This window comes from Streptomyces sp. GL_141, assembly GCF_057834385.1.
On sequence record NZ_CM174402.1, the window covers coordinates 5,132,862 to 5,153,291 of the forward strand.

General features: G+C 73.4%; 14 protein-coding genes. 9 read left to right on the forward strand and 5 right to left on the reverse strand.

What is annotated here, in order from left to right; translation table 11 throughout:
* The first annotated feature begins 120 nt into the window (after positions 1-120).
* Positions 121-1,965 carry an AfsR/SARP family transcriptional regulator gene (locus tag AC3IX6_RS22855; RefSeq protein ID WP_489364127.1) on the forward strand — a complete coding sequence of 615 codons (1,845 nt, stop codon included), beginning with the start codon at positions 121-123 and terminating at the stop codon, positions 1,963-1,965.
* 15 nt (positions 1,966-1,980) lie between these two features.
* Here AC3IX6_RS22855 and AC3IX6_RS22860 read toward each other — a convergent pair whose 3' ends face one another.
* The 5 genes from AC3IX6_RS22860 to AC3IX6_RS22880 form a co-directional block, all read right to left on the reverse strand.
* Positions 1,981-2,832 carry a 4'-phosphopantetheinyl transferase family protein gene (locus AC3IX6_RS22860; RefSeq protein ID WP_489364129.1) on the reverse strand — a complete coding sequence of 284 codons (852 nt, stop codon included), beginning with the start codon at positions 2,830-2,832 and terminating at the stop codon, positions 1,981-1,983.
* A gap of 175 nt (positions 2,833-3,007) precedes the next feature.
* Positions 3,008-3,199 carry a hypothetical protein gene (locus tag AC3IX6_RS22865; protein WP_489364131.1) on the reverse strand — a complete coding sequence of 64 codons (192 nt, stop codon included), beginning with the start codon at positions 3,197-3,199 and terminating at the stop codon, positions 3,008-3,010.
* A 156-nt stretch (positions 3,200-3,355) separates the two neighbouring features.
* Positions 3,356-6,352 carry an AfsR/SARP family transcriptional regulator gene (locus AC3IX6_RS22870; RefSeq protein ID WP_489364133.1) on the reverse strand — a complete coding sequence of 999 codons (2,997 nt, stop codon included), beginning with the start codon at positions 6,350-6,352 and terminating at the stop codon, positions 3,356-3,358.
* A gap of 417 nt (positions 6,353-6,769) precedes the next feature.
* A complete protein-coding gene (locus tag AC3IX6_RS22875; protein WP_489364134.1) occupies positions 6,770-8,416 on the reverse strand; it encodes a penicillin-binding transpeptidase domain-containing protein in 1,647 nt (548 codons plus the stop codon).
* A gap of 144 nt (positions 8,417-8,560) precedes the next feature.
* Positions 8,561-10,342 (reverse strand): dolichyl-phosphate-mannose--protein mannosyltransferase, encoded by a 1,782-nt coding sequence (locus tag AC3IX6_RS22880; RefSeq protein WP_489364136.1) that lies wholly within the window; start codon positions 10,340-10,342, stop codon positions 8,561-8,563.
* 88 nt (positions 10,343-10,430) lie between these two features.
* Between AC3IX6_RS22880 and rsmI the strand changes: the two genes are divergently transcribed.
* From rsmI to AC3IX6_RS22920, 8 genes are all read left to right on the forward strand, one after another.
* Positions 10,431-11,363, forward strand: coding sequence for a 16S rRNA (cytidine(1402)-2'-O)-methyltransferase (gene rsmI / locus AC3IX6_RS22885; RefSeq protein WP_489364138.1), 933 nt, complete (start codon positions 10,431-10,433; stop codon positions 11,361-11,363).
* Positions 11,364-11,664: 301 nt separating this feature from the next.
* Positions 11,665-12,036: a hypothetical protein gene (locus AC3IX6_RS22890; protein WP_489371527.1), complete on the forward strand. Its 372-nt coding sequence runs from the start codon at positions 11,665-11,667 to the stop codon at positions 12,034-12,036.
* Between the two features lie 10 nt (positions 12,037-12,046).
* On the forward strand, positions 12,047-12,925 hold the full coding sequence (locus AC3IX6_RS22895; RefSeq protein ID WP_489364140.1) for a TatD family hydrolase: 879 nt from the start codon (positions 12,047-12,049) through the stop codon (positions 12,923-12,925).
* Positions 12,926-13,775: 850 nt separating this feature from the next.
* Positions 13,776-14,954 carry a resuscitation-promoting factor gene (locus AC3IX6_RS22900; protein ID WP_489371528.1) on the forward strand — a complete coding sequence of 393 codons (1,179 nt, stop codon included), beginning with the start codon at positions 13,776-13,778 and terminating at the stop codon, positions 14,952-14,954.
* Positions 14,955-15,049: 95 nt separating this feature from the next.
* On the forward strand, positions 15,050-15,889 hold the full coding sequence (gene rsmA / locus AC3IX6_RS22905; RefSeq protein ID WP_489371529.1) for a 16S rRNA (adenine(1518)-N(6)/adenine(1519)-N(6))-dimethyltransferase RsmA: 840 nt from the start codon (positions 15,050-15,052) through the stop codon (positions 15,887-15,889).
* On the forward strand, positions 15,886-16,782 hold the full coding sequence (locus AC3IX6_RS22910; RefSeq protein ID WP_489364142.1) for a 4-(cytidine 5'-diphospho)-2-C-methyl-D-erythritol kinase: 897 nt from the start codon (positions 15,886-15,888) through the stop codon (positions 16,780-16,782). Before rsmA ends, AC3IX6_RS22910 begins: the two co-directional genes overlap by 4 nt.
* Positions 16,783-17,242: 460 nt before the next feature.
* Positions 17,243-18,586, forward strand: a complete 1,344-nt coding sequence (locus tag AC3IX6_RS22915; protein WP_489364144.1) for an acyltransferase family protein — start codon at positions 17,243-17,245, stop codon at positions 18,584-18,586.
* 28 nt (positions 18,587-18,614) lie between these two features.
* Entirely contained in the window at positions 18,615-20,414 is a 1,800-nt protein-coding gene (locus AC3IX6_RS22920; protein ID WP_489364146.1) for an ABC-F family ATP-binding cassette domain-containing protein, read from the forward strand.
* The last annotated feature ends 16 nt before the right edge of the window (positions 20,415-20,430 follow it).

Here is a 20,430-nt window from a genome sequence, read left to right on the forward strand (position 1 = left end):
CCCACGCCCGCGTCACAGGGCCGGGACCACGGTGTTACCGAACGAATAACCCGCGAATAAGGCCCCCGCATAGCTTCTGCAGCGAGCAATCGTTCGCATGAGACAGACGGGGGGTGCCGAATGGACTTCCGAGTCCTCGGCCCGGTTGAAGCTCACAAGGACGGCACACGCGTTGCGCTGTCCGGTTCCAAGGTGCACACGGTGCTCGCGACCCTGCTGCTCGCCAGGGGCCGCGTGGTGTCCGACGCCCGGCTCAACATGCTCCTGTGGGGCTGGGAGCCGCCGGCGACGTCGGGCGCGCAGATCTATACGTACATGTCCAGGCTGCGCAAACTGCTGGGCGACGAGGTCAGGATCGAGCGCCGCCAGCCCGGCTACCTGCTCCGGGCGCCGCACAGCAGGTTCGACCTCCTGGAGTTCGAGAGGCTGGAGAAGCAGGGGCGCGAGGCGCTGCGCCGCAAGCGCTTCGGCGAGGCCGGGGCGCTGCTCACGGAGGCGCTGGAGCACTGGCGGGGAACCGCGCTCTCCAACGTCACCGAACACCTCGCCGACGCCGAGCTCCCCCAGCTGGAGGAGGCGCGGATGCACGCCCTCGAAAGCCGGATCGAGGCGGACCTGGCGCTCGGCAGGCACGAGCAGCTGGCCGCGGAACTCACCGGACTCGTCGCGCAGTTCCCGCTCCGGGAGAAGCTCCGCGCGCAGCTGATGACGGCGTACTACCGCGGCGGGCGCCAGAGCGACGCGCTGCAGAGCTACTACGAGGGCCGCAGTCTGCTGGCCGACCAGCTGGGCATCGACCCCGGCGAGGCCCTCGGATCGACGTACGCGGCCGTGCTCGCCGGCCATCGGGGACCCGGGCCGGGGAGCAGGGACCGGCAGCCCGAGCCGTCCGGCCACGAGGACGAGGACGCCCCGGCGATGCTGCCCCCGGACACCGAGGACTTCATCGGGCGCCAAGCCGAACTCGCCGCCCTGCGCACCCAGCTGGCGGACTCCGCGGCCGGCCGGGGCCCGCGCCATCTGCTGGTCACCGGTATGGCGGGCGTCGGCAAGACCGCGCTGGCCCTGCACGCCGCCCACACGAGCACCGGGCACTACCCCGGCGGCTGCCTCTTCGCCGAGATCGCGCAGCCCGACGGACGGCCGAGGCCTCCCGCGGAGGTCCTCACGACGCTGCTGCGCGGGCTGGGCGAACACGTCGGCGGCAGGGGTGCGGACGGGCGCGTGGAGCTGGACGAGCTGGTGCGTCTCTACCGCGCGCGCACGGCGGGCAGGCGGCTCCTGATCGTCCTCGACGGCGCCGTCGGCAGCCGCGAACTCGACCCCCTGCTGTCCGGGGCGCCGGACGCCGTGGTGCTGATCACGAGCCGCGCCCGGCTCACCCAGGTGACGGGTGCGAGGACGACCGCGCTCGCCCCGTTCGGCGACGGCGCCGCGTTCGACCTGCTGGCCGCGTCCGCGGGCCGTGCACGGCTGCTGGCCGAGCCCGACGCGACGGACGATGTGATCGCCTACTGCGCGGGGCTGCCGCTCGCGCTGCGCATCACCGGCAGCAGGCTCGCGGCGCGTCCCTACTGGCCCGTCGCCCGGCTGGCCGCCCGGCTGGCGGATCCGCGGACCCGTCTGCGGGAGCTGTCCTTCGGCGGGAGCGGCGTGGTCGACGCGCTGATGCCGGCGCTGCGGCAGCTGCCCGGATCCGACCGTGCGCGGACCACGCTGGTTCAGCTGTCCGGCATCGGCGTGGACTCCTTCCCGGCGCAGCGGGCGGCCATGTATCTCGGAGCCCGGGAGTCGGAGGCGGAACAGCGCCTCGAACAGCTCGTGGACGGTGCGCTGCTCGACATCTGCGGCGTCGACCGGCAGGGCCGGCCGCTCTACCGCTTCCACGAACTGGTGCTCCTCCTCGCCGGGTCGCTGAAGGACCCGGCACGCAGCGGACAGCCCGAAGTCACCGCCGCCCTCTGAACGGGCCCCGCGGTGTCAGGGCTCGCAGGGAAGGGCCCGGCCCGTCCGGCCGCCGGGCAGGTGTATCCGTACCGGGCCGCAGGCCGGCTCGGTCCCGGCGGGCTGGGCGACGGCCGCGGCCGCGCGCCCGGAGAGCGCCAGGTCCCGTACGACCCAGGCGGTGCGGCCGTCCGGATGCCGTGCGCCGGGGGCGCCGGGGCAGTGCATCAGCACGGTGCCGGTCGCGGCCGGATAGGACTCGATCTGGTCCGGCCGGATTCCCTCGGGTACGTGCCCCAAGGCTCGCAGGACGGCGTCCTTCCGGGCCCAACATCGGTAGAAGACCTCGTCCCGGACAGGGCCCCGCGGTAGCTCCAGCAGATGGAGCGCCTCGTCCGCGGTGAGCCACGACTCGCTCAGCACGTCCTGGCGCACGGGCCGCAGGCGCTCCGCGGCCACGCCGATCGCGGCTCCGGTCCCCACCGCGAGGACGGTGTGACCACCGGTGCGGGACAGGCTGATGGCCAGAGGCACGTCCGGGCGGCTCAGCCGCGCGGGCCCGTGCCCGGGGTCCTCGCACACCGGACAGAGCGGTTTGTCGATGTCGACGTCCTCGGGTGCGACGTCGAGGAGGTCCCCGATGGCCCTGCGGGCCGTCGCCCTGGTGTGGACGTACGCCGCGGCATCCCGCTCCGAACGGAGGCACAGGGCCTGCCGGAACTCCTCGGTGTTGAGGAGGGCGAGATCGGCGGGGTCGGTGCGCAGCGGCTGGCGCCACCACCAGACGTGCGTATCCCCACCGGCGCGCAGAGCGCGGAACACGGCCGCGGGGCTGTCCTCGGCCCCGTGGCCTCCGATGTTCTCGAACATGTCGTACGGGGGCGCCATGGGCACTCTCTGTCATTCGACGGGTGGCTGCGTGGCGCGGACCGTATCGCCCCCGTATATCGCGGATATATTTTCGCCGCCCCGGGCGCCGAAACGCGCAGCGGGCGCCGGAGCCCCGGCGCCCGCTGCTCACTCACCTGCTCGGGCCGCGCGTACCGCGCCGGCCGAGGATGGATCAGTGCCAGCTCTCGTCATCCGTGCCGGCGGCAGCCTGGGCGGGGACACCGGCGGCCGACACGGCGAGCCCGTTGCCGGACCGAGCGGCCGTCGCGGTCGTGGCGCTCACGCTGACGCACAGCCCCAGGAGAACGGTGGTGACCGTGACGGTGGTGATGACGTTGCGGACGTTCTGCATGATTTCCCCCATGTCGTCAACCTGCTCTGCGATGGACGGTATGGCACAAGGGCTTCGGCTCATTATCGCTCTGCTTTCGGTCTTCGAGCCGACCGATATCGCAGAAAGGGATTCCATGGTTCCGGAGGGTGGATTGGCCGGCGGAGCGAGGAGGGAATTGAGGGACCGTCAGATAATTTCCGGCGTCTCTTCCCGGGGCAGGGCCCTGACGAGTGCCAGATGCGCCCGCTCCACCCACATCTCGATACCGATCCTGGCGAAGTCGGCCCGGGCGTCGGCGAAATACTGCCGGGCGATGGAGTGATCACCGCATTTCCAGCACGCCTCACCGAGCGCCAGTTTGATTTTCCCCTCGATCAGGGCGCTGTCGATCAGTCCGGAGATTTCGAGGGCGTGGAGCAGGGTCCCCCTGGCCTGCCCCCAGCTCTGCGCGCCCAGCCTGGCCTCGCCCAGGCCGAGGAGCCCGTGCGCCAGACCGAGCATGTCGGCCTTGGCTCGGACGATCCGGATCATCCGCAGGAACGCCTCCTCGGCCAGGCCGTACTCGTTCTGCGCGAGGTACACCCGGGCCAGCCGGTGGGTCCCGAGCGCCAGACTGCGGGCTCCGCCTTCACCGATCGCCGTCGAGACCCGCAGGGACTCCAGGCTCAGCCGCTGCGCCGAGTCCGTACGGCCGCGGTCCAGCTCGATCTGCGCCATGTTGTTCAGCACATGGGCCTCCGAGGAGAGGTCCCCGACCGCCCGGAACGTCGCCAGGGCCTGCGCACTGCGGTCCATGGCGGTCTGCAGGTCCCCGCGCATCTCGTCGATCATGGCCATGTTGCGCAGCACGAGGGCGTGGCCGTGCTCCTCGCCCGCCCGCTCGTGGAGGGCGAGAGCCTCGGTGAAGGAGGCGTACGCCTCACCGAAGTTGCGCTGCCGCATCTCCAGGGCGCCGAGATTGTGCAGCATCGCGGCCTGGCCGCGGGCGTTGCCGGCCGCCCGGGTCGCGGCGAGCGCCCGCTCGCTGCACTCGCGCCAGTCGTCGACGTAGTTGCGCGTCTCGAAGAGCACCACGATGGACATCGTGAGGTCCCAGGCGAGCTCGTCCATACCGAGGCCGGCGGCCTGGTCGACCACCGCGACCAGGGAGAGCCGCTCGGTCTCCAGCCAGTCCAGGGGAGCGGTGAGCAGCCCGGCAGCGAGCTCGTCGGGCAGCGGATGGCGGGGTACGGCGCTGTGGATGATGCTGAAGTCGCCTCCGTACGCGCGCCGGTGGGCCTGTTCGGCGAGCGAGAGGTAGGCCCGGAAGGCGCGTTGCCGTGCGGCGTGCCGCTCCTCGGCGGTCTCCTCCGCCTCGGCGCGTTCACGGGCGAACAGGCGCAGCAGGTTCTGGAACCGGTACCGGGGATGCCCGGTCGCGTCCAGGCCGACCACGTCCAGGAACTGGGCGTCGACCAGCTGCTCTATGAGCCGCTCCCCGGTGAGCAGATCCGTGTCCAGCAGCGCGGCGGCGACCCAGGCGCCGAAATCCGGCACGTCGAGCAGCCCCAGGCTCCGGTACAGCAGCGCCGTCGGCGCCGAGAGACCGCGGTACGTCAGGGTGAAACTGGCGCGCACCTGGGACTCTCCCGAGCTGAGCTCGTCCAGTCGCAGCCGCTCGTCGCTCAGTCGGCGCACGAGCCGCGACACCGTCCAGTGCGGTTTGGAGGCGAGCCGCGCCCCGGCGATCCGCAGGGCGAGCGGCAGCAGGTCGCACAGCTCCACGAGGCTGGCGGCGGACGGCGGATCGGCGGCGATGCGCTCCTCCCCGACGATCTTCCCGAGCAGCTCGACCGCCTCGTACGGTGACAGCCGGCCGAGGCGCACCCAGGCCTGCGGCGGCCAGGCGACCATCTCGGTCAGCTGCTCCCGGCTGGTGACCAGGACGCAGCAGCCTCCACTGCTCGGCAGCAGCGGACGCACCTGGGCGTAGGTCCGCACGTTGTCGAGCACCACCAGGACACGGCGGTCGGCCAGCAGGCTGCGGTAGAGGGCTGCGCGTTCCTCGGGTTCGGCCGGGATCTGGCCGATGGGCACCGAGAGCGACCGCAGGAACCGGCCGAGGATCTCCCCGGCCGGGGTGGGCTCCAGATGCTCGTCGTAGCCGCGGAGGTCGGCGAAGAGCTGGCCGTCGGGGAAGCGGTCGCAGACGCTGTGCGCCCAGTGGACCGCCAGGCACGTCTTGCCGACCCCGCCGACGCCGGTGATCAGCCCCGTGGCGGGGCCGCGCGCCTGCGCGCCGAGTTCGAGGAGGTCGTCGAGCTGGGCCAGTTCCTCCTTGCGGCCGGCCAGACCCGGTACGTCGGGAGGCAGTTCCAGCGGGTCGCCGACGGGCTTCGACAGCAGCGGCGAGTCAGCGCCCGCGCCCTCGGGGCCGCGCGCGAGCAGCGAGGGTTCGTCCTGCAGGATCGCGTTGTGCAGCTCGGACAGGGCGGGGCCCGGTTCCAGACCGAGCTCGTCGATGAGCCGGCGGCGCCCGTCCCGGAAGGTCTCCAGGGCTTCGGCCCGCCGGCCCGAGTGGTACTGGGCGGTGATCAGTTGATGCCGTGCCCGCTCGCGCAGCGGATGCTCGCGGACCATCGCCGCCAGATCGGGCAGGATCTTCTGGTGGTCGCCGAGCTGCAGGTGCACGGCCGTCGCGTTCTCGTAGGTGTCGAGCCGCAGCTCTTCGAGGCGCTGCGCCTCGTCCTCCACCAGCCGGCCCGTCACGCCCGCCAGCGGCCGGCCGCGCCACAGCTTCAGCGCGTCCGCATAACAACGGGCCGCCTCGGCAGACCTGTTGTTCCGGACGGCCAGCTCGGCCGCCGAGACCAGTCCGGAGAACTCCTCCGAGTCGAGCCGGTGCATGCCGACCTGGAGGAGATAGCCGGGATGGGCGGTGACGATCACCTCTCCGGGGAAGCCGGCGGCTTTGAACGTCTTGCGCAGCGCCGCGATACAGATGGACACCTGGGTGCGGGCGGTGGCCGGCGGGTGGTCGCCCCACACGGCCTCGATCAGGGTGTCGACGGGAACGATCCTGCCCGGGCTGAGCAACAGCACGACAAGAATGGTCCGGTGCCGCGGCCCTCCCACCGATACCTGTGAGGTCCCGGACGTCACTTCCAGGGGCCCTAACACTTTGAAGGTCAGACGCTTCTCCACGTATCCCCCTTGCTTCCGAATGGTGGAAGCAATTGATTTTGCTGCCCGGCAGGGCCGCCCGGCCTGCCGCTTACCACCCCCGCACCCGTTGATCCGCCGCGTGCGGTGATCCCGGAGGTCGGGCCGGATCACCGCAACGGGCGGGAAAGCGGGTGCTGCCACGCATTCTGCTGCATTTCCTGAGCCGTCCTGTGAGCCCAAGATAGGGCGACCATACGATCTACCGCCCAGTACGTGGGGCTCTACTCCCGAGTAACGGTGGGGTGTGCGAGAGCGGGGACGGCCGGGCCGGGACGTGAAGAGAGCCGTACGGGACGGGTGTTGTCGTGACGCAACACCCGACCCGCACGGCTCTCTCGCCCTGGGTCCGTACCGGCGCCTCCCGGCACCTCCCGCCGCCTGCGCGGCGTCCCGCGGTCAGCCCGCGTTGAGGACGGCCGCCACGATCGGGCCCGCCGCGTCGCCGCCGTGGCCACCGCCCTCGACCATCGCCGCGGCCGCCACGTCACCGCTGAAGCCGGTGAACCAGCTGTCCGGGTTCTGCGCGCCGTCGACCTCGGCCGAGCCGGTCTTCGCGCCCTTGTCGGAGCCGTGGACCGCGGACATCGCGCCCTGGGCGGTGCCCGAGGCGGCCGCCAGCTTCATCATCCGCACGAGCTGCGCCGCCACCGAGGGCTTCATCTTCCGGGTGGCCTTCGCGATCTCGCGGCCGTCCAGCGAGGCCTTGACGACGACCGGCTGGCGGAAGACCCCGGTGCGGGCGGTCGCCGTGACCGAGGCCATCGTCAGCGGGTTCATCTGGATCTGGCCCTGCCCGATGTACGCGGCGGCCGCCGCCGGACCGGTCGCGTCCGGGACCTTGCCGTCGACGGTGGGCACGCCGACCTTCCACTCGACGCCGGCGCCGATGCCGAAGACCTCACGGGCCTCCTCGGGGAGCGCGTCGTCGTCGTCGACCGGCAGGATCTGCTTGATGAAGGCGGTGTTGCAGGACTGGGCGAAGCTCGTCGCGAAGGTCTCGCCGTCCAGCTTGAAGCCCTTCAGGTTCGTGAAGGTCTTGCCTCCCCACTGCACCTGCGCCGGACACTCGGCGACCTTGTCCGCCGCCACCAGACCCCGGTCCAGCAGCATCGCGCCGGTCACGATCTTCATCGTGGAGCCGGGCGCGCGGGCTCCGCTGAGGGATGCGGGGAACCCGTCGCCGCGGTGGTCGGCGATGGCAAGGATGTTCCCGGTGCTGGGCTGGACGGCGACCACCGAGGCCTGCGGGAACTTCAGCACCGCCTGCTCGGCCGCCGCCTGGACGTCCGCGTCCAGGACGGTCTCGATCTCCCCCGCCTTCCCCTCGACCAGCGTCAGCAGGGTCCGCCGGGGGGCCTCCTGGGCGACCGGCTCGATCCACAACTCGGCGCCGCTCGTGCCGCCCTGCCGCTCCCCGTACGTCTTGCGCAGGCTGTCCAGGACCGGGCGCAGCGACGGGTACTTCTCGGCCGTCAGTTCCCTGCCCTTGCGGTCGACGGCCTTGACCGGAGGGCTGGCGGGCGGGCCGGCGCGCAGCTTCTCGCCTTTCTGGAGCTGCGGGTGGAGCACCGAGGGCTGCCAGTCGACGAGCGGCAGCCCCGTGGTGTTGCCGCGGACCACGGTCAGCTTGGACTCGTAGGCGAGGGGCTTGGTGACCCCCTCGTAGGTGACCTCCGCCGCGACGGAGTACGCCACCGTGGTCCCGGTCTGGACGCCGGGGGTGATCGCGACCTTGGACACGTTGGCCCGGGCCGTGAAATCGCCCAGGGTGACCTGCGCCTCCGCCGGGTTGTTCGTCAGGTCGGCCCCCGCCCGGGCGTCCCCGGCGGCCCACGCGGCGAAGAAGGCCTGGGCGGTCGCCGCTGCGTCCTTGTCGCTGACCGGCCCGGTGCCCTTGGCGGGCACGGCCGGGCCGGTCGCGCTCGTGCCCTTGGCGTCGCCGTCACCGGCGTCCCCCACCAGCGCGTACACCCCGTACACGGCCCCGCCCAGCATCGCGAGGAAGGCCCCGCCGACGACGGCTCCCTTTGCAGCCCCGTTCATTCCCGCTCCCCGTTCCCGTGTGCCCCGACCCCGGCGCCTGAACGCTGAACGCGTTCAAGTAGCCCTGGAATAGACCTTACGTCGAACAGACAAGCGGTTCAGGGCTTTGGTTGCCCCGGGGCGACCGGGATCACAGCGGCCCCGCTACACCCAGGTGTCCAGCCACATCCGGTTCTGCCAGGAATCCATCGGGATGGTCTGGCCCGTGTAGATCGGCCAGAAGTAGATGAAGTTCCACACGATCAGGAGGACCAGCACGCCCGCCGCCACCGCGCCCAGGGCGCGGCGGCGTTCCGAGGAGCCCGCCCGGCCCAGCAGGGCGCCGATCATCATGGCCACCGCCAGGCACAGGTACGGGACGAAGACCACCGCGTAGAAGAAGAAGATGGTCCGCTCCTGGTAGTTGAACCAGGGCAGCAGGCCCGCGCCCAGCGCGCACGCGATCGCGCCCGCCCGCCAGTCGCGGCGGAAGAGCCACCGCCACAGCACGTACAGCAGCGCGAAGCAGCCCGCCCACCACAGCAGCGGCGTGCCGAGCGCCAGCACCTCGCGCGCGCACTTGGCGGTCTCCGTCGCCGGGCAGCCGTCGGTGCCGGGTGCGGGGGACTCGTAGAAATAGGAGACGGGACGGCCCAGGACCAGCCAGCTCCACGGGTTCGACTCGTAGGTGTGGCCCGAGGTCAGGCCCACGTGGAAGTTGTAGACCTCCGTCTCGTAGTGCCACAGGCTCCGCAGCCACTCCGGCAGGAAGGACCACGAGCTGTGCTGGTCGTTCTTGGCGGCCCAGTCGCGGAAGTAGCCGCCCTTGCCGTTGTCGGGGGAGAGGATCCAGCCGAGCCACGAGGCCACGTAGACGGAGATCGCCACGGGGACCAGGGAGAGGAAGCCGGTCCAGCTGTCGCGGCGCAGCATCGCCACGTACGGGGAGCCCGCGCCCGCCGTGCGGCGCGCGGCCGCGTCCCACAGGACCGTCAGCACGCCGAAGAAGGCCAGCACGATCAGGCCGTTCCACTTCGTGCCGAAGGCCAGACCCAGGCTGACGCCGGCCAGGAGCCGGTACGGGCGCCAGCCCAGCTTCAGCGTCTCCGCGATCCGGGCGTCCGGGCGGGTCCGCCCCTCCTCGTCCACCGGGAGCGCCGCCGCGAGCCGGGCCCGCACCTTGTCCCGGTCGATCACCAGCGATCCGAAGGCGCCCAGCACGAAGAACATCAGCACCAGGTCGAGCAGCGCGGTCCGGCTCATCACCAGGTGCAGGCCGTCCACGGCCAGCAGGAGGCCGGCCAGGCAGCCCAGGAAGGTGGAGCGGAACAGCCGCCGGCCGATGCGGCACAGCATCAGCACGGACAGGGTGCCGAGCAGCGCGGTCATGAACCGCCAGCCGAACGGGTCGAAGCCGAACATCCACTCGCCCAGGCCGATCACCCATTTGCCGACCGGCGGGTGCACGACGTAGCCCGGGTCCAGCGGGAGGGGGACCCCGTCGGGGTTGGCGAGGATCGACTTGTCGATGTCCTTGGGCCAGCTCGCCTCGTAGCCCTGCTTGACCGTGGCCCAGGCGTCCTTGGCGTAGTACGTCTCGTCGAATATCACCGCCTTCGGGCTGCCCAGGTGGACGAACCGCAGCACCCCGGCGACCAGTGCCACCAGCAGCGGCCCGGCCCACGCCAGCACCCGCTCCCAGCGCTCCGCCGCGGCCGGCCCGATCCCGATCTGCGCCCACAGCTGCGCGGACGGCCGCGCGTACGGGGGCACCAGGCGGGTGCGCACGTCCGACTGCCGCTTCGCCCCGGCGGGCGGCACGTAGCCGAAGCCGCGCAGGCGGCGCAGCCAGGCGGACGGCTGGTCGGCGGGGTCCGGGCCGGCCCCGGCCTCGGTGGCGGGCGGGGCCCCCGCAGGGCTGGGCGGCGGCGTCGCGGTACTGGTCACCGGCACATCGTAGGGAACGACCCTGTGCCGGACCCAGGGGGACGGGAGTGTGGGGCGCGGCGGTTGGGGCGGCTGAGAGGATGGGACGGTGACCACTGACCAGCCCGGCACCGCCGAAGCCCCCTCCACGGCCCCCTCCGCGGCGCCGTCCTCCGACGCCCACGGGGTCGGCGTCCTCGTCCTCGCCGGGACCCCCATCGGGGATCTCGCCGACGCCCCGCCGAGGCTCGCCTCCGAGCTGGTGCGGGCCGACGTGATCGCCGCCGAGGACACCCGGCGGCTGCGCAGGCTGACGCAGGGCCTCGGCGTGTACACCACGGGGCGCGTCCTGTCGTACTTCGAGGGCAACGAGTCCGCGCGCACCCCCGAGCTGGTCGAGGCCCTGGAGGCCGGCAAGCGCGTCCTGCTGGTGACGGACGCCGGCATGCCCTCGGTCTCCGACCCCGGATACCGGCTCGTCGCCGCCGCCGTGGAGAAGGACATCAAGGTCACGGCCGTGCCCGGGCCCTCCGCCGTCCTCACCGCGCTCGCCCTCTCCGGCCTGCCGGTCGACCGCTTCTGCTTCGAGGGCTTCCTGCCGCGCAAGGCCGGCGAGCGCCTCGGCAAGCTCCGCGAGCTCGCCGCCGAGCGCCGCACCCTCGTCTACTTCGAGGCCCCGCACCGGCTCGACGACACCCTGGCCGCCATGGCCGAGGTCTTCGGCGCCGACCGGCGCGCCGCCGTCTGCCGCGAGCTGACCAAGACCTACGAGGAGGTCAAGCGCGGCGGGCTCGGCGAGCTGGCCGCCTGGGCCGCCGAAGGCGTGCGCGGGGAGATCACCGTGGTCGTCGAGGGCGCCCCGGCCGCGGTCCCCGGCGACATCGACGCCGAGGAGCTGGTGAACCGGGTGCGGGTGCGCGAGGAGGCGGGGGAGCGGCGCAAGGAGGCCATCGCGGCGGTCGCGGCCGAGGCCGGGGTACCCAAGCGCGAGGTGTTCGACGCGGTGGTCGCGGCAAAGAACGCGGCACAAAAGTCGCCGTGAGTCGGTAAAGAGCTAACCTGAAAAGCAAAGCTCAGACCGCGCACCGGGCGCTTTGGGCATGACTCGCCCAAGGACCGTCCAACACTAGACAGGGCCTGATGCGCTCCCGCCCGAAGAGGCGTCCACTGGCAATGGCAGCAGTGGAACAAGAGGAGCTGGCATGAGTGAGATCGCCGAACCCCGACCCCTCCCCCAACCCGCCGGACCCGTCGCTACGACCGTCGCCGCACCGGCCGCCCCGGAGACGGGCCCCGCTCCCGCCGCCGTGCCGACCGTGCACGAGGCGTACGCCTTCGCCTGCATGAAGTGCGGCTACGGCTGGGAGCAGGGCTACGAGATAGAACACCACGTCGACGGCAGGGGCCTGCCGTTCATCGTCTACACGGCGGACGGCGAGCGGGTCCCCTCTCCCCTGTCCAATCCGACCTGCCACAACTGCGGCGGCCACGTGGTGCGGATCATGCGGGAGGGCCAGGTCAAGTCGGTCATCGGCATGCTCGACCAGCTCTACCACCACCGCGCGGCCCCGGGGATCGCCGGACCGGTGCCCGCCGGGTACACCGCGAAGGCCCCGAAGCCCCACAAGGCCGCCCCGCACGAAGGCCCCGGCCCGGTCCCGGTGGAACGGCCCGGGCCGATGGCCCGGCTGCTGGGGTTCTTCCGCCGGTCATAAGATCGGCCGTATGAGCCGTAGCACGCCGAACGACGCGCCGCCCCCGCTGCCCGAACCGCTCCGGGTGGCGGTCGCCGACTCCCACACCCACCTGGACATGCAGTCCGGCACCGTCGAGGAGGGCCTCGCCAAGGCCGCCTCCGTCGGGGTGACCACCGTCGTCCAGGTGGGCTGCGACGTGAAGGGCTCCCGCTGGGCCGCCGAGACCGCCGCCGCGTACGAGAACGTCCACGCGGCCGTGGCCCTGCACCCCAACGAAGCCCCCCGGATCGTGCACGGGGACCCCGACGGCTGGTCCCGGCAGGGCGCCCGGACGGGCGGCGGCGAGGCCGCGCTCGACGACGCGCTCGCCGAGATCGAGGCCCTGGCGGCCCTCGCGCACGTGAAGGCGGTCGGCGAGACCGGACTCGACCACTTCCGGACCGGCCCGGAGGGCATGGCCGCGCAGGAGCGTTCCTTCCGCGCGCACATCGAGATCGCCAAGCGGCAGGGCAAGGCCCTGGTCATCCACGACCGCGAGGCCCACGCGGACGTACTGCGCGTCCTGCGCGAGGAGGGCGCCCCCGAGCGGACCGTCTTCCACTGCTACTCCGGAGACGCGGAGATGGCCCGGGAGTGCGCGGCCGCCGGCTACTACATGTCCTTCGCCGGGACCGTCACCTTCAAGAACGCGGCGCCGCTGCGCGAAGCCCTGGCGGTGGCCCCGCTGGAGCTGGTGCTCGTGGAGACGGACGCCCCCTACCTCACCCCGGCCCCGTACCGCGGGCGGCCCAACGCGCCCTACCTCATTCCGCTGACCGTACGGGCCATGGCCGCGGTCCGCGGCATCGACGAGGACGCCATGGCGACGGCACTGGCGGCCAACACGGCCCGCGCCTTCGCCTACTGAGCACCCCTCACCCGTTCGCCACGTTCCGTAGTCGTCCCGCTTTGTAGCGTGACGGTCGCTCCGCTAGGGTGCCGTGCCCGAAGCAGCCGGACGGACCAGTGGAGCGAGCGCGATGAGCGATGTGGCCTGGCCGGCCGGTGGACGCGACCCCTGGGCCGTGGCCCCGGACCCGACCGCGGAACCGGCCCCCCGCCCGGACCCGTTCCTCGCCCCGGGCACGGACCAGGACCTGCTGGACCCGGACCTGACGGACCCGTACGCGGACCCGTACCCGGGCCCGGGCTCGGGTCCGACAGCCCCGGCTCCGACCGCCGGCCCGGGACCCTACCGGGACCCGGATCCGTACTCCGGCCCGCCGGCAGGCCTGGACGCGGAGCCGTACGGGAGGTCCGGAGCAGGCCTGGTCCCTGGTCCGCACTCCGGGCCGGACCCGGATCCGTACGCGGGCCCGGGGGCAGGCCCGGACCCGGATCGCTTCCCGGGCCCGGCGGCCGGCCGGGATCCGGACCCCTTCCGGGGCCCGGCGGCGGATTCGGACCTGGACCTGCTCCTGCGCCGGGGCGCGGACCGGGATCCGGACCCGGACCCGGGAGCGCACCCGGGAGCGCACCCGGAGCCCGCCGTGCCGGCGCCCCGGGGCGGTGGGCGGCGGCGGACCGCCGCCGAGCCAGGGGCGGGCCGCCGGGCACGCGGCCGGACCCCGGCCCCGGCCGGCCCCGCACCGGGCCCCGAGCCGGAGCCGCCGGCCACCGGCCGTCGGCGCCGCACCGCGCCCGCGGCGCCCCCGGACACCGCACCGGCCGGACCGGCCCCCGCGGGGACCGGACGGCGCCGCGGCGGGCTCGGCACGGTGCCCGCACCGGCCGTCCCGGGCCCGGCCGCCGCCCCCGGAGCCGCCCCCGGTCCCCGGCGGCGTAGAAGCGCCGCCCCCGCTTCCCGCGACACCTGGCGGCGCATCGTGCCGCAGGCCCTGGTCGTCGCGTTCCTGGCGGGCGGCACCACCGCCTTCGTCGCCGCGGACAAGGCCGTACGCCTCACCGTCGACGGTGTCCCGCGGACCCTGCACACCTTCGCCGACGACGTCGACGAGCTGCTCGCCGCCGAAGGACTCGGCGTCGGCCCGCACGACCTCGTCGCCCCGGCCGGGGCGGAGGTCCTCGACGACGGGGACGAGATCGTCCTGCGCTACGGCCGCCCGCTGAGCCTGACCCTCGACGGGCAGCGGCGCGAGGTGTGGACCACCGCCCGCACCGTGGACGGCGCACTGCGCCAGTTCGGCATCCGGGCCGAGGGCGCCTACCTCTCCACACCCCGCACCGCCCCCGTCCCCCGCACCGGCCTGACCCTCGCCGTCCGCACCGAACGCAGCATCACCTTCATGGCCGACGGCCGCGAGCGGACCATCCGCACCAACGCCGCCACCGTTCAGGAGGCCCTCGACGAAGCCGGGATCACCCTCCACGGCCAGGACGCCACCTCCGTGCCCGCCGGCTCCTTCCCGCGCGACGGCCAGACCGTCACCGTGCTCCGCATCACCGGCACCCGCGAGATCCGCGAGGAACGCATCCCGTACGCGACCGAGCGGGTCAAGGACCCCGCCCTCTTCGCCGGAACCGAAGTCGTCGAGCGCTCGGGCCGACCCGGAGCGCGCAGGGTCACGTACAGCCTGCGCACCGTCAACGGGGTCCGGCAGAAGCCCCGCCGGGTCGCCGAGGAGACCGTCCGCGAGCCCGTCAGCCAGCTCGTCAAGGTCGGCACCAAGCCGCTGCCGACCTCCGTGCAGGGCGCGGACGGCCTCGACTGGGGCGCGCTGGCCCGCTGCGAGTCGGGCGGCCGGCCCGGCGCCACGGACCCCTCGGGGACGTACGGGGGGCTCTACCAGTTCGACGTGCAGACCTGGCAGGCCCTCGGCGGCAGCGGCCGCCCGCAGGACGCTCCGGGCCCGGAACAGACGTACCGCGCCAAGAAGCTGTACGTCCAGCGGGGGGCGAGTCCCTGGCCACACTGCGGCCGTACCCTTTATCGGTGAGCACCGCAGAGCAGCAGCCCGAATCCTCCGCGCCGGAGACCGCCCCGACCGAGACCGCCGCCCCCGAAACGTCCGCCCTCCTCGGCGCGGCCGACATCCGGGAGCTGGCCGCCGTACTCGGCGTACGGCCGACGAAGCAGAAGGGCCAGAACTTCGTCATCGACGCCAACACCGTGCGCCGCATCGTGCGCACCGCCGAGGTCCGGCCGGACGACGTGGTCGTCGAGGTCGGACCCGGGCTGGGCTCGCTGACGCTGGCACTGCTGGAGGCCGCCGACCGGGTCGTCGCCGTCGAGATCGACGACATCCTGGCCGCCGCGCTGCCCGCCACCATCGAGGCGCGGATGCCGGAGCGCAAGGACCGCTTCGCGCTGGTCCACTCCGACGCGATGCTGGTCAAGGAGCTGCCCGGGCCGCCGCCGACCGCGCTCGTCGCGAACCTTCCGTACAACGTGGCCGTGCCGGTCCTGCTCACCATGCTCGACCGCTTCCCGAGCATCGAGCGGACCCTGGTCATGGTGCAGGCCGAGGTCGCCGACCGCCTGGCCGCCGAGCCCGGCAACAAGGTCTACGGGGTCCCCTCCGTCAAGGCCAACTGGTACGCGGACGTCAAGCGGGCCGGCGCCATCGGCCGCAAGGTCTTCTGGCCCGCCCCGAACGTCGACTCCGGGCTCGTCTCCCTGGTCCGCCGGGCCGAGCCGGTCAAGACCACCGCGACCAAGGCCGAGGTCTTCGCGGTCGTCGACGCGGCCTTCGCGCAGCGCCGCAAGACGCTGCGCGCGGCGCTGTCCGGCTGGGCCGGGTCCGCGGCGGGCGCCGAGGCGGCGCTGGTCGCCGCCGGCGTCTCCCCGCAGGCCCGCGGCGAATCCCTCACCGTCGAGCAGTTCGCGGCGATCGCCGAGCACAAGCCCGCCGCGGAGAGGCCCGCGCTGTGAGCGAGTCGGTCACCGTACGGGTCCCCGCCAAGGTCAACGTCCAGCTGGCGGTGGGCGCGGCCCGGCCGGACGGCTTCCACGACCTGGCCAACGTCTTCCTCGCGGTCTCCCTCCACGACGAGGTCACCGCGACCGCCGCCGACGGGCTCACCGTGACCTGCGCGGGCCCGGACGCCGACAAGGTGCCGCTCGACCGCACCAACCTCGCGGCCCGGGCGGCGGAGATCCTGGCGGAGCGGGCGGGCATCGCCCCCGACGTGCACCTGCACATCGAGAAGCGGATCCCGGTGGCGGGCGGCATGGCGGGCGGCAGCGCCGACGGGGCGGCCGCCCTGCTCGCCTGCGACGCGCTGTGGGGCCTTCGGACCCCGACCCGCGACCTCCTCGCCCTCTGCGCGGAGCTGGGCAGCGACGTGCCGTTCAGCCTGGTCGGCGGGGCCGCGCTGGGCACCGGGCGCGGGGAGATCCTGACCCCGGTCGAGGCCGGCACCTTCCACTGGGTGTTCGCGGTGGCCGACGGAGGCCTCTCCACCCCGGAGGTGTTCCGCGAGTTCGACCGGCTCACCGCCGGTACGGAGGTCCCCGTCCCGCAGGCCTCCCCGGCCCTCCTCGCGGCCCTGGCCTCCGGCGACCCGGACGCGCTGGCCGCCACCCTGGCCAACGGGCTCCAGCCCGCGGCCCTCTCGCTGCGGCCCTCGCTCGCCGACACCCTCGCGGCGGGGGTCGGTGCCGGAGCGCTGGCCGCGCTGGTCTCGGGCTCCGGCCCCACGACGGCCTTCCTCGTCCGCGACGCGGAATCCGCGGCGAAGGTCGCGGCCGCCCTGGAAGCCTCCGGCACCTGCCGCAGCACCCACACGGCCACAAGCCCGTCCCCGGGCGCAACCCTCCTCTGACCGCCCGGCGCCAGCCCGGGGCGAAGCCCGCGCGGTGCGCTCCCGCCGCCCCGACCCGGCTGCGGGGCGTACCGCTGCGCGGCGCCGAGTTCCCCGCAGCACCCTTCGCCGCTGCGCGGGGCGGAGTTCCCCGCAGCACCCTTCGCCCGTTCCCCGGGCTGCGCCCGGACCCCCTGGGGCTCCGCCCCGGACCCCGCGCCTCAAACGCCGGCGGGGCTGGATCCTGGCCGGCGTCAGCCCGTACGTGCGGATCTTTCAGCCCGTCCGGCGTTTGAGGACCGGGTCCGGGCAGCGCCCGGGGAACGGTGGAAGGGCGGGTAGGGGAACTCCGGCCGCGCAGCGGGTCCGTCCCCAGCCGCCCCCGGGGAGCTGGGGACGGGGGCACCAGCCCCCGGGTACCTAGGGCGGGCTGAGTACCCGCGCCCTGTTCCGGCACCCGCCCCCGCGGGAGCGTAGGGACATGGGAGCCAGCGCAAGCGACATCGCCGCCGTCACCCCCGCCTCGCGGGACCGCTACGTCGACCTGCTCCGGGTCGCCTCGCTCGGGACCGTCATCGCCGGGCACTGGCTGATGGCCGCCGTCAGCGGCGACGGCATAGGGAACCTGCTCGCCGTCGTGCCGCCGCTCCAGGTGCTCACCTGGGCGCTCCAGGTGATGCCGGTGTTCTTCTTCGTCGGAGGGTTCTCGCACGCCCTGTCCTACCGGTCCCTCGCGCGCCGCACCGAGGGCCCCGTCTACGCCGCCTTCCTGCGGGCCCGGCTCCGGCGGCTGCTGCGGCCCACCCTGGTGTTCGTCGCCGTCTGGACCGCCGTGGCCCTCACCGCGCAGCTCCTCGGCGGGGGCGGCGGGCGCCTGTCCGGGGCGGCGTTCCGGCTGGTCACGCAGCCGCTGTGGTTCATCGGGATCTACCTCGCGATGGTCGCCCTGACCCCGCCCCTGCTGAAGCTGCACGAGCGCCACGGCTGGGCCGCCTTCGGGGCCCTGGCCGCCGCCGCGGCCGCCGTCGACCTGCTGCGCTTCGCGGGCGGTGTCCCGTACGCCGAGTTCCTGAACTTCGCCTTCGTCTGGCTCGCCGTCCACCAGCTCGGCTTCCTGCGCGCCGACGGGCGCATCCGCCGCCCCGGCGCCCTCGCCGCCGCCGGGCTCGCCGGGGCCGTGGCGCTGGTGGCGTACGGGCCGTACCCGCTGTCCATGGTCGGGATGCCCGGGGAGAAGGTCTCCAACATGGCCCCGCCCACCCTCGCCCTGCTCGCGCACGGGATCTGGCTCGTGGGCGCCGTGGAGCTGCTCAAGGCCCCCGCCGCCGCGTGGCTGGCCCGGCCCCGGGTCTGGCGCGGCGTGGTCGCCGCCAACGGGGTCGCCATGACGGCCTTCCTCTGGCACCTCACCGCGATGCTCGCCGTGTACGCCGCCCAGCTCGGCCTCGGCATCGCCCTGCCGGAGCCCGCCGGGGCGGCCTGGTGGGCCCAGGTCCCGGTCCGGTTCCTGGCCGCCGCCGCGCTGACCGGCGTACTCGTCGCGCTCTTCCGTCGCTTCGAGGCGCCCGCCGGGAGCAGCGCGCACCCAGGCGCACACCCAGGCCCGGCCCCCGGCTCCGGCCCCCGCGCCGCCCTCGGCACCGCGCTCTGCCTCCTCGGCGTCCTCGGGCTCTCCACGACCGGCCTCGGCGGGCTCCTGGAGGGCCACAGCGCCACCCTGATCGCGCTCCCGGTCACCGCGCCCGCCGCGATCGGCATGGCGCTGGGCGGCTGGCTGCTGGTGGAACGGTCCGGCACTTCGCGGAGGGTTAGGCTGAGGGGCTGATCCACACCCCTTCCCTGGAGCGCTCCTGATGGCCGTCAACCTGGTCAATGTCGAGGCAGTCAGCAAGGTGTACGGCACCCGTACCCTGCTCGACGGCATCTCCCTCGGCGTATCCGAGGGGGACCGGATCGGTGTCGTAGGCCGCAACGGCGACGGCAAGACCACCCTCATCCGCATGCTCGCCAAGCTGGAGGAACCCGACACCGGCCGGGTCACCCAGAACAGCGGCCTGCACATGGGCGTGCTCACCCAGCACGACTCCCTCGACCCCAAGGCCACCGTCCGGCACGAGATCATCGGGGACATGGCCGACCACGAGTGGGCCGGCAACTCCAAGATCCGCGACGTGCTGACCGGCCTGTTCGGCGGGCTCGCCCTGCCCGGCTTCGGGCAGGGCCTCGACACGGTCATCGGCCCGCTCTCCGGTGGCGAGCGCCGCCGCATCGCGCTGGCCAAGCTGCTCATCGCCGACCAGGACCTCCTCGTACTCGACGAGCCCACCAACCACCTCGACGTCGAGGGCATCTCCTGGCTGGCCAAGCACCTCCAGGAACGCCGCTCCGCGCTCGTCTGCGTCACCCACGACCGGTGGTTCCTGGACCAGGTCTGCACCCGCATGTGGGACGTGCAGCGCGGAGAGGTCCACGAGTACGAGGGCGGCTACAGCGACTACGTCTTCGCCCGCGCCGAGCGCGACCGCATCGCCGCCACCGAGGAGTCCAAGCGGCAGAACCTGATGCGCAAGGAGCTGGCCTGGCTGCGCCGCGGCGCCCCCGCGCGCACCTCCAAGCCGCGCTACCGCATCGAGGCCGCCAACGAGCTGATCGCCGACGTGCCGCCGCCGCGCGACAAGTCGGCGCTGATGAAGTTCGCCAACGCCCGCCTCGGCAAGACGGTGTTCGACCTGGAGGACGTGACCGTCCAGGCCGGACCCAAGACCCTCCTCAAGCACCTCACCTGGCACCTGGGCCCCGGCGACCGCGTCGGTCTCGTCGGTGTCAACGGCGCCGGCAAGACCTCCCTGCTGCGCGCCCTCGGCGAGGCCGCCCGCACCCAGGGCGAGGTCCAGCCGGCCGCCGGCACCGTGACCGTGGGCAAGACCGTCAAGCTGGCCTACCTCTCCCAGGAGGTCGGCGAACTCGACCCGTCCCTGCGGGTCCTGGAGGCCGTGCAGCGCGTCCGCGACCGGGTCGACCTCGGCCAGGGCCGCGAGATGACGGCCGGCCAGCTGTGCGAGCAGTTCGGCTTCACCAAGGAGAAGCAGTGGACGCCCGTCGGTGACCTCTCCGGCGGTGAGCGGCGCCGGCTGCAGATCCTGCGCCTGCTGATGGACGAGCCCAACGTCCTCTTCCTCGACGAGCCCACCAACGACCTCGACATCGAGACCCTGACCCAGCTGGAGGACCTCCTCGACGGCTGGCCCGGGTCGATGATCGTGATCTCGCACGACCGGTTCTTCATCGAGCGCACCACCGACACGGTCATGGCCCTGCTGGGCGACGCGAGCCTGCGGATGCTGCCGCGCGGCCTCGACGAGTACCTGGAGCGCCGCCAGAAGATGATCGACGCGGCCTCCCCGGCGCCCGCCGCGTCCGCCGCCGGAAAGTCCTCCGCCTCCGGGGACGCGCGCGCCGCGAAGAAGGAGCTGCAGAAGATCGAGCGGCAGCTCAACAAGATGACGGACCGCGAGAGCAGCCTGCACGCCCAGATCGCCGAGAACTCCACCGACTTCGACAAGGTCGCCAAGCTCGACGCCGAACTGCGGGAACTCATCTCGGACCGGGACGACTTGGAGATGCGCTGGCTGGAGCTCGCCGAGGAGTCGTAGGGCGCGCCGGGTCTCC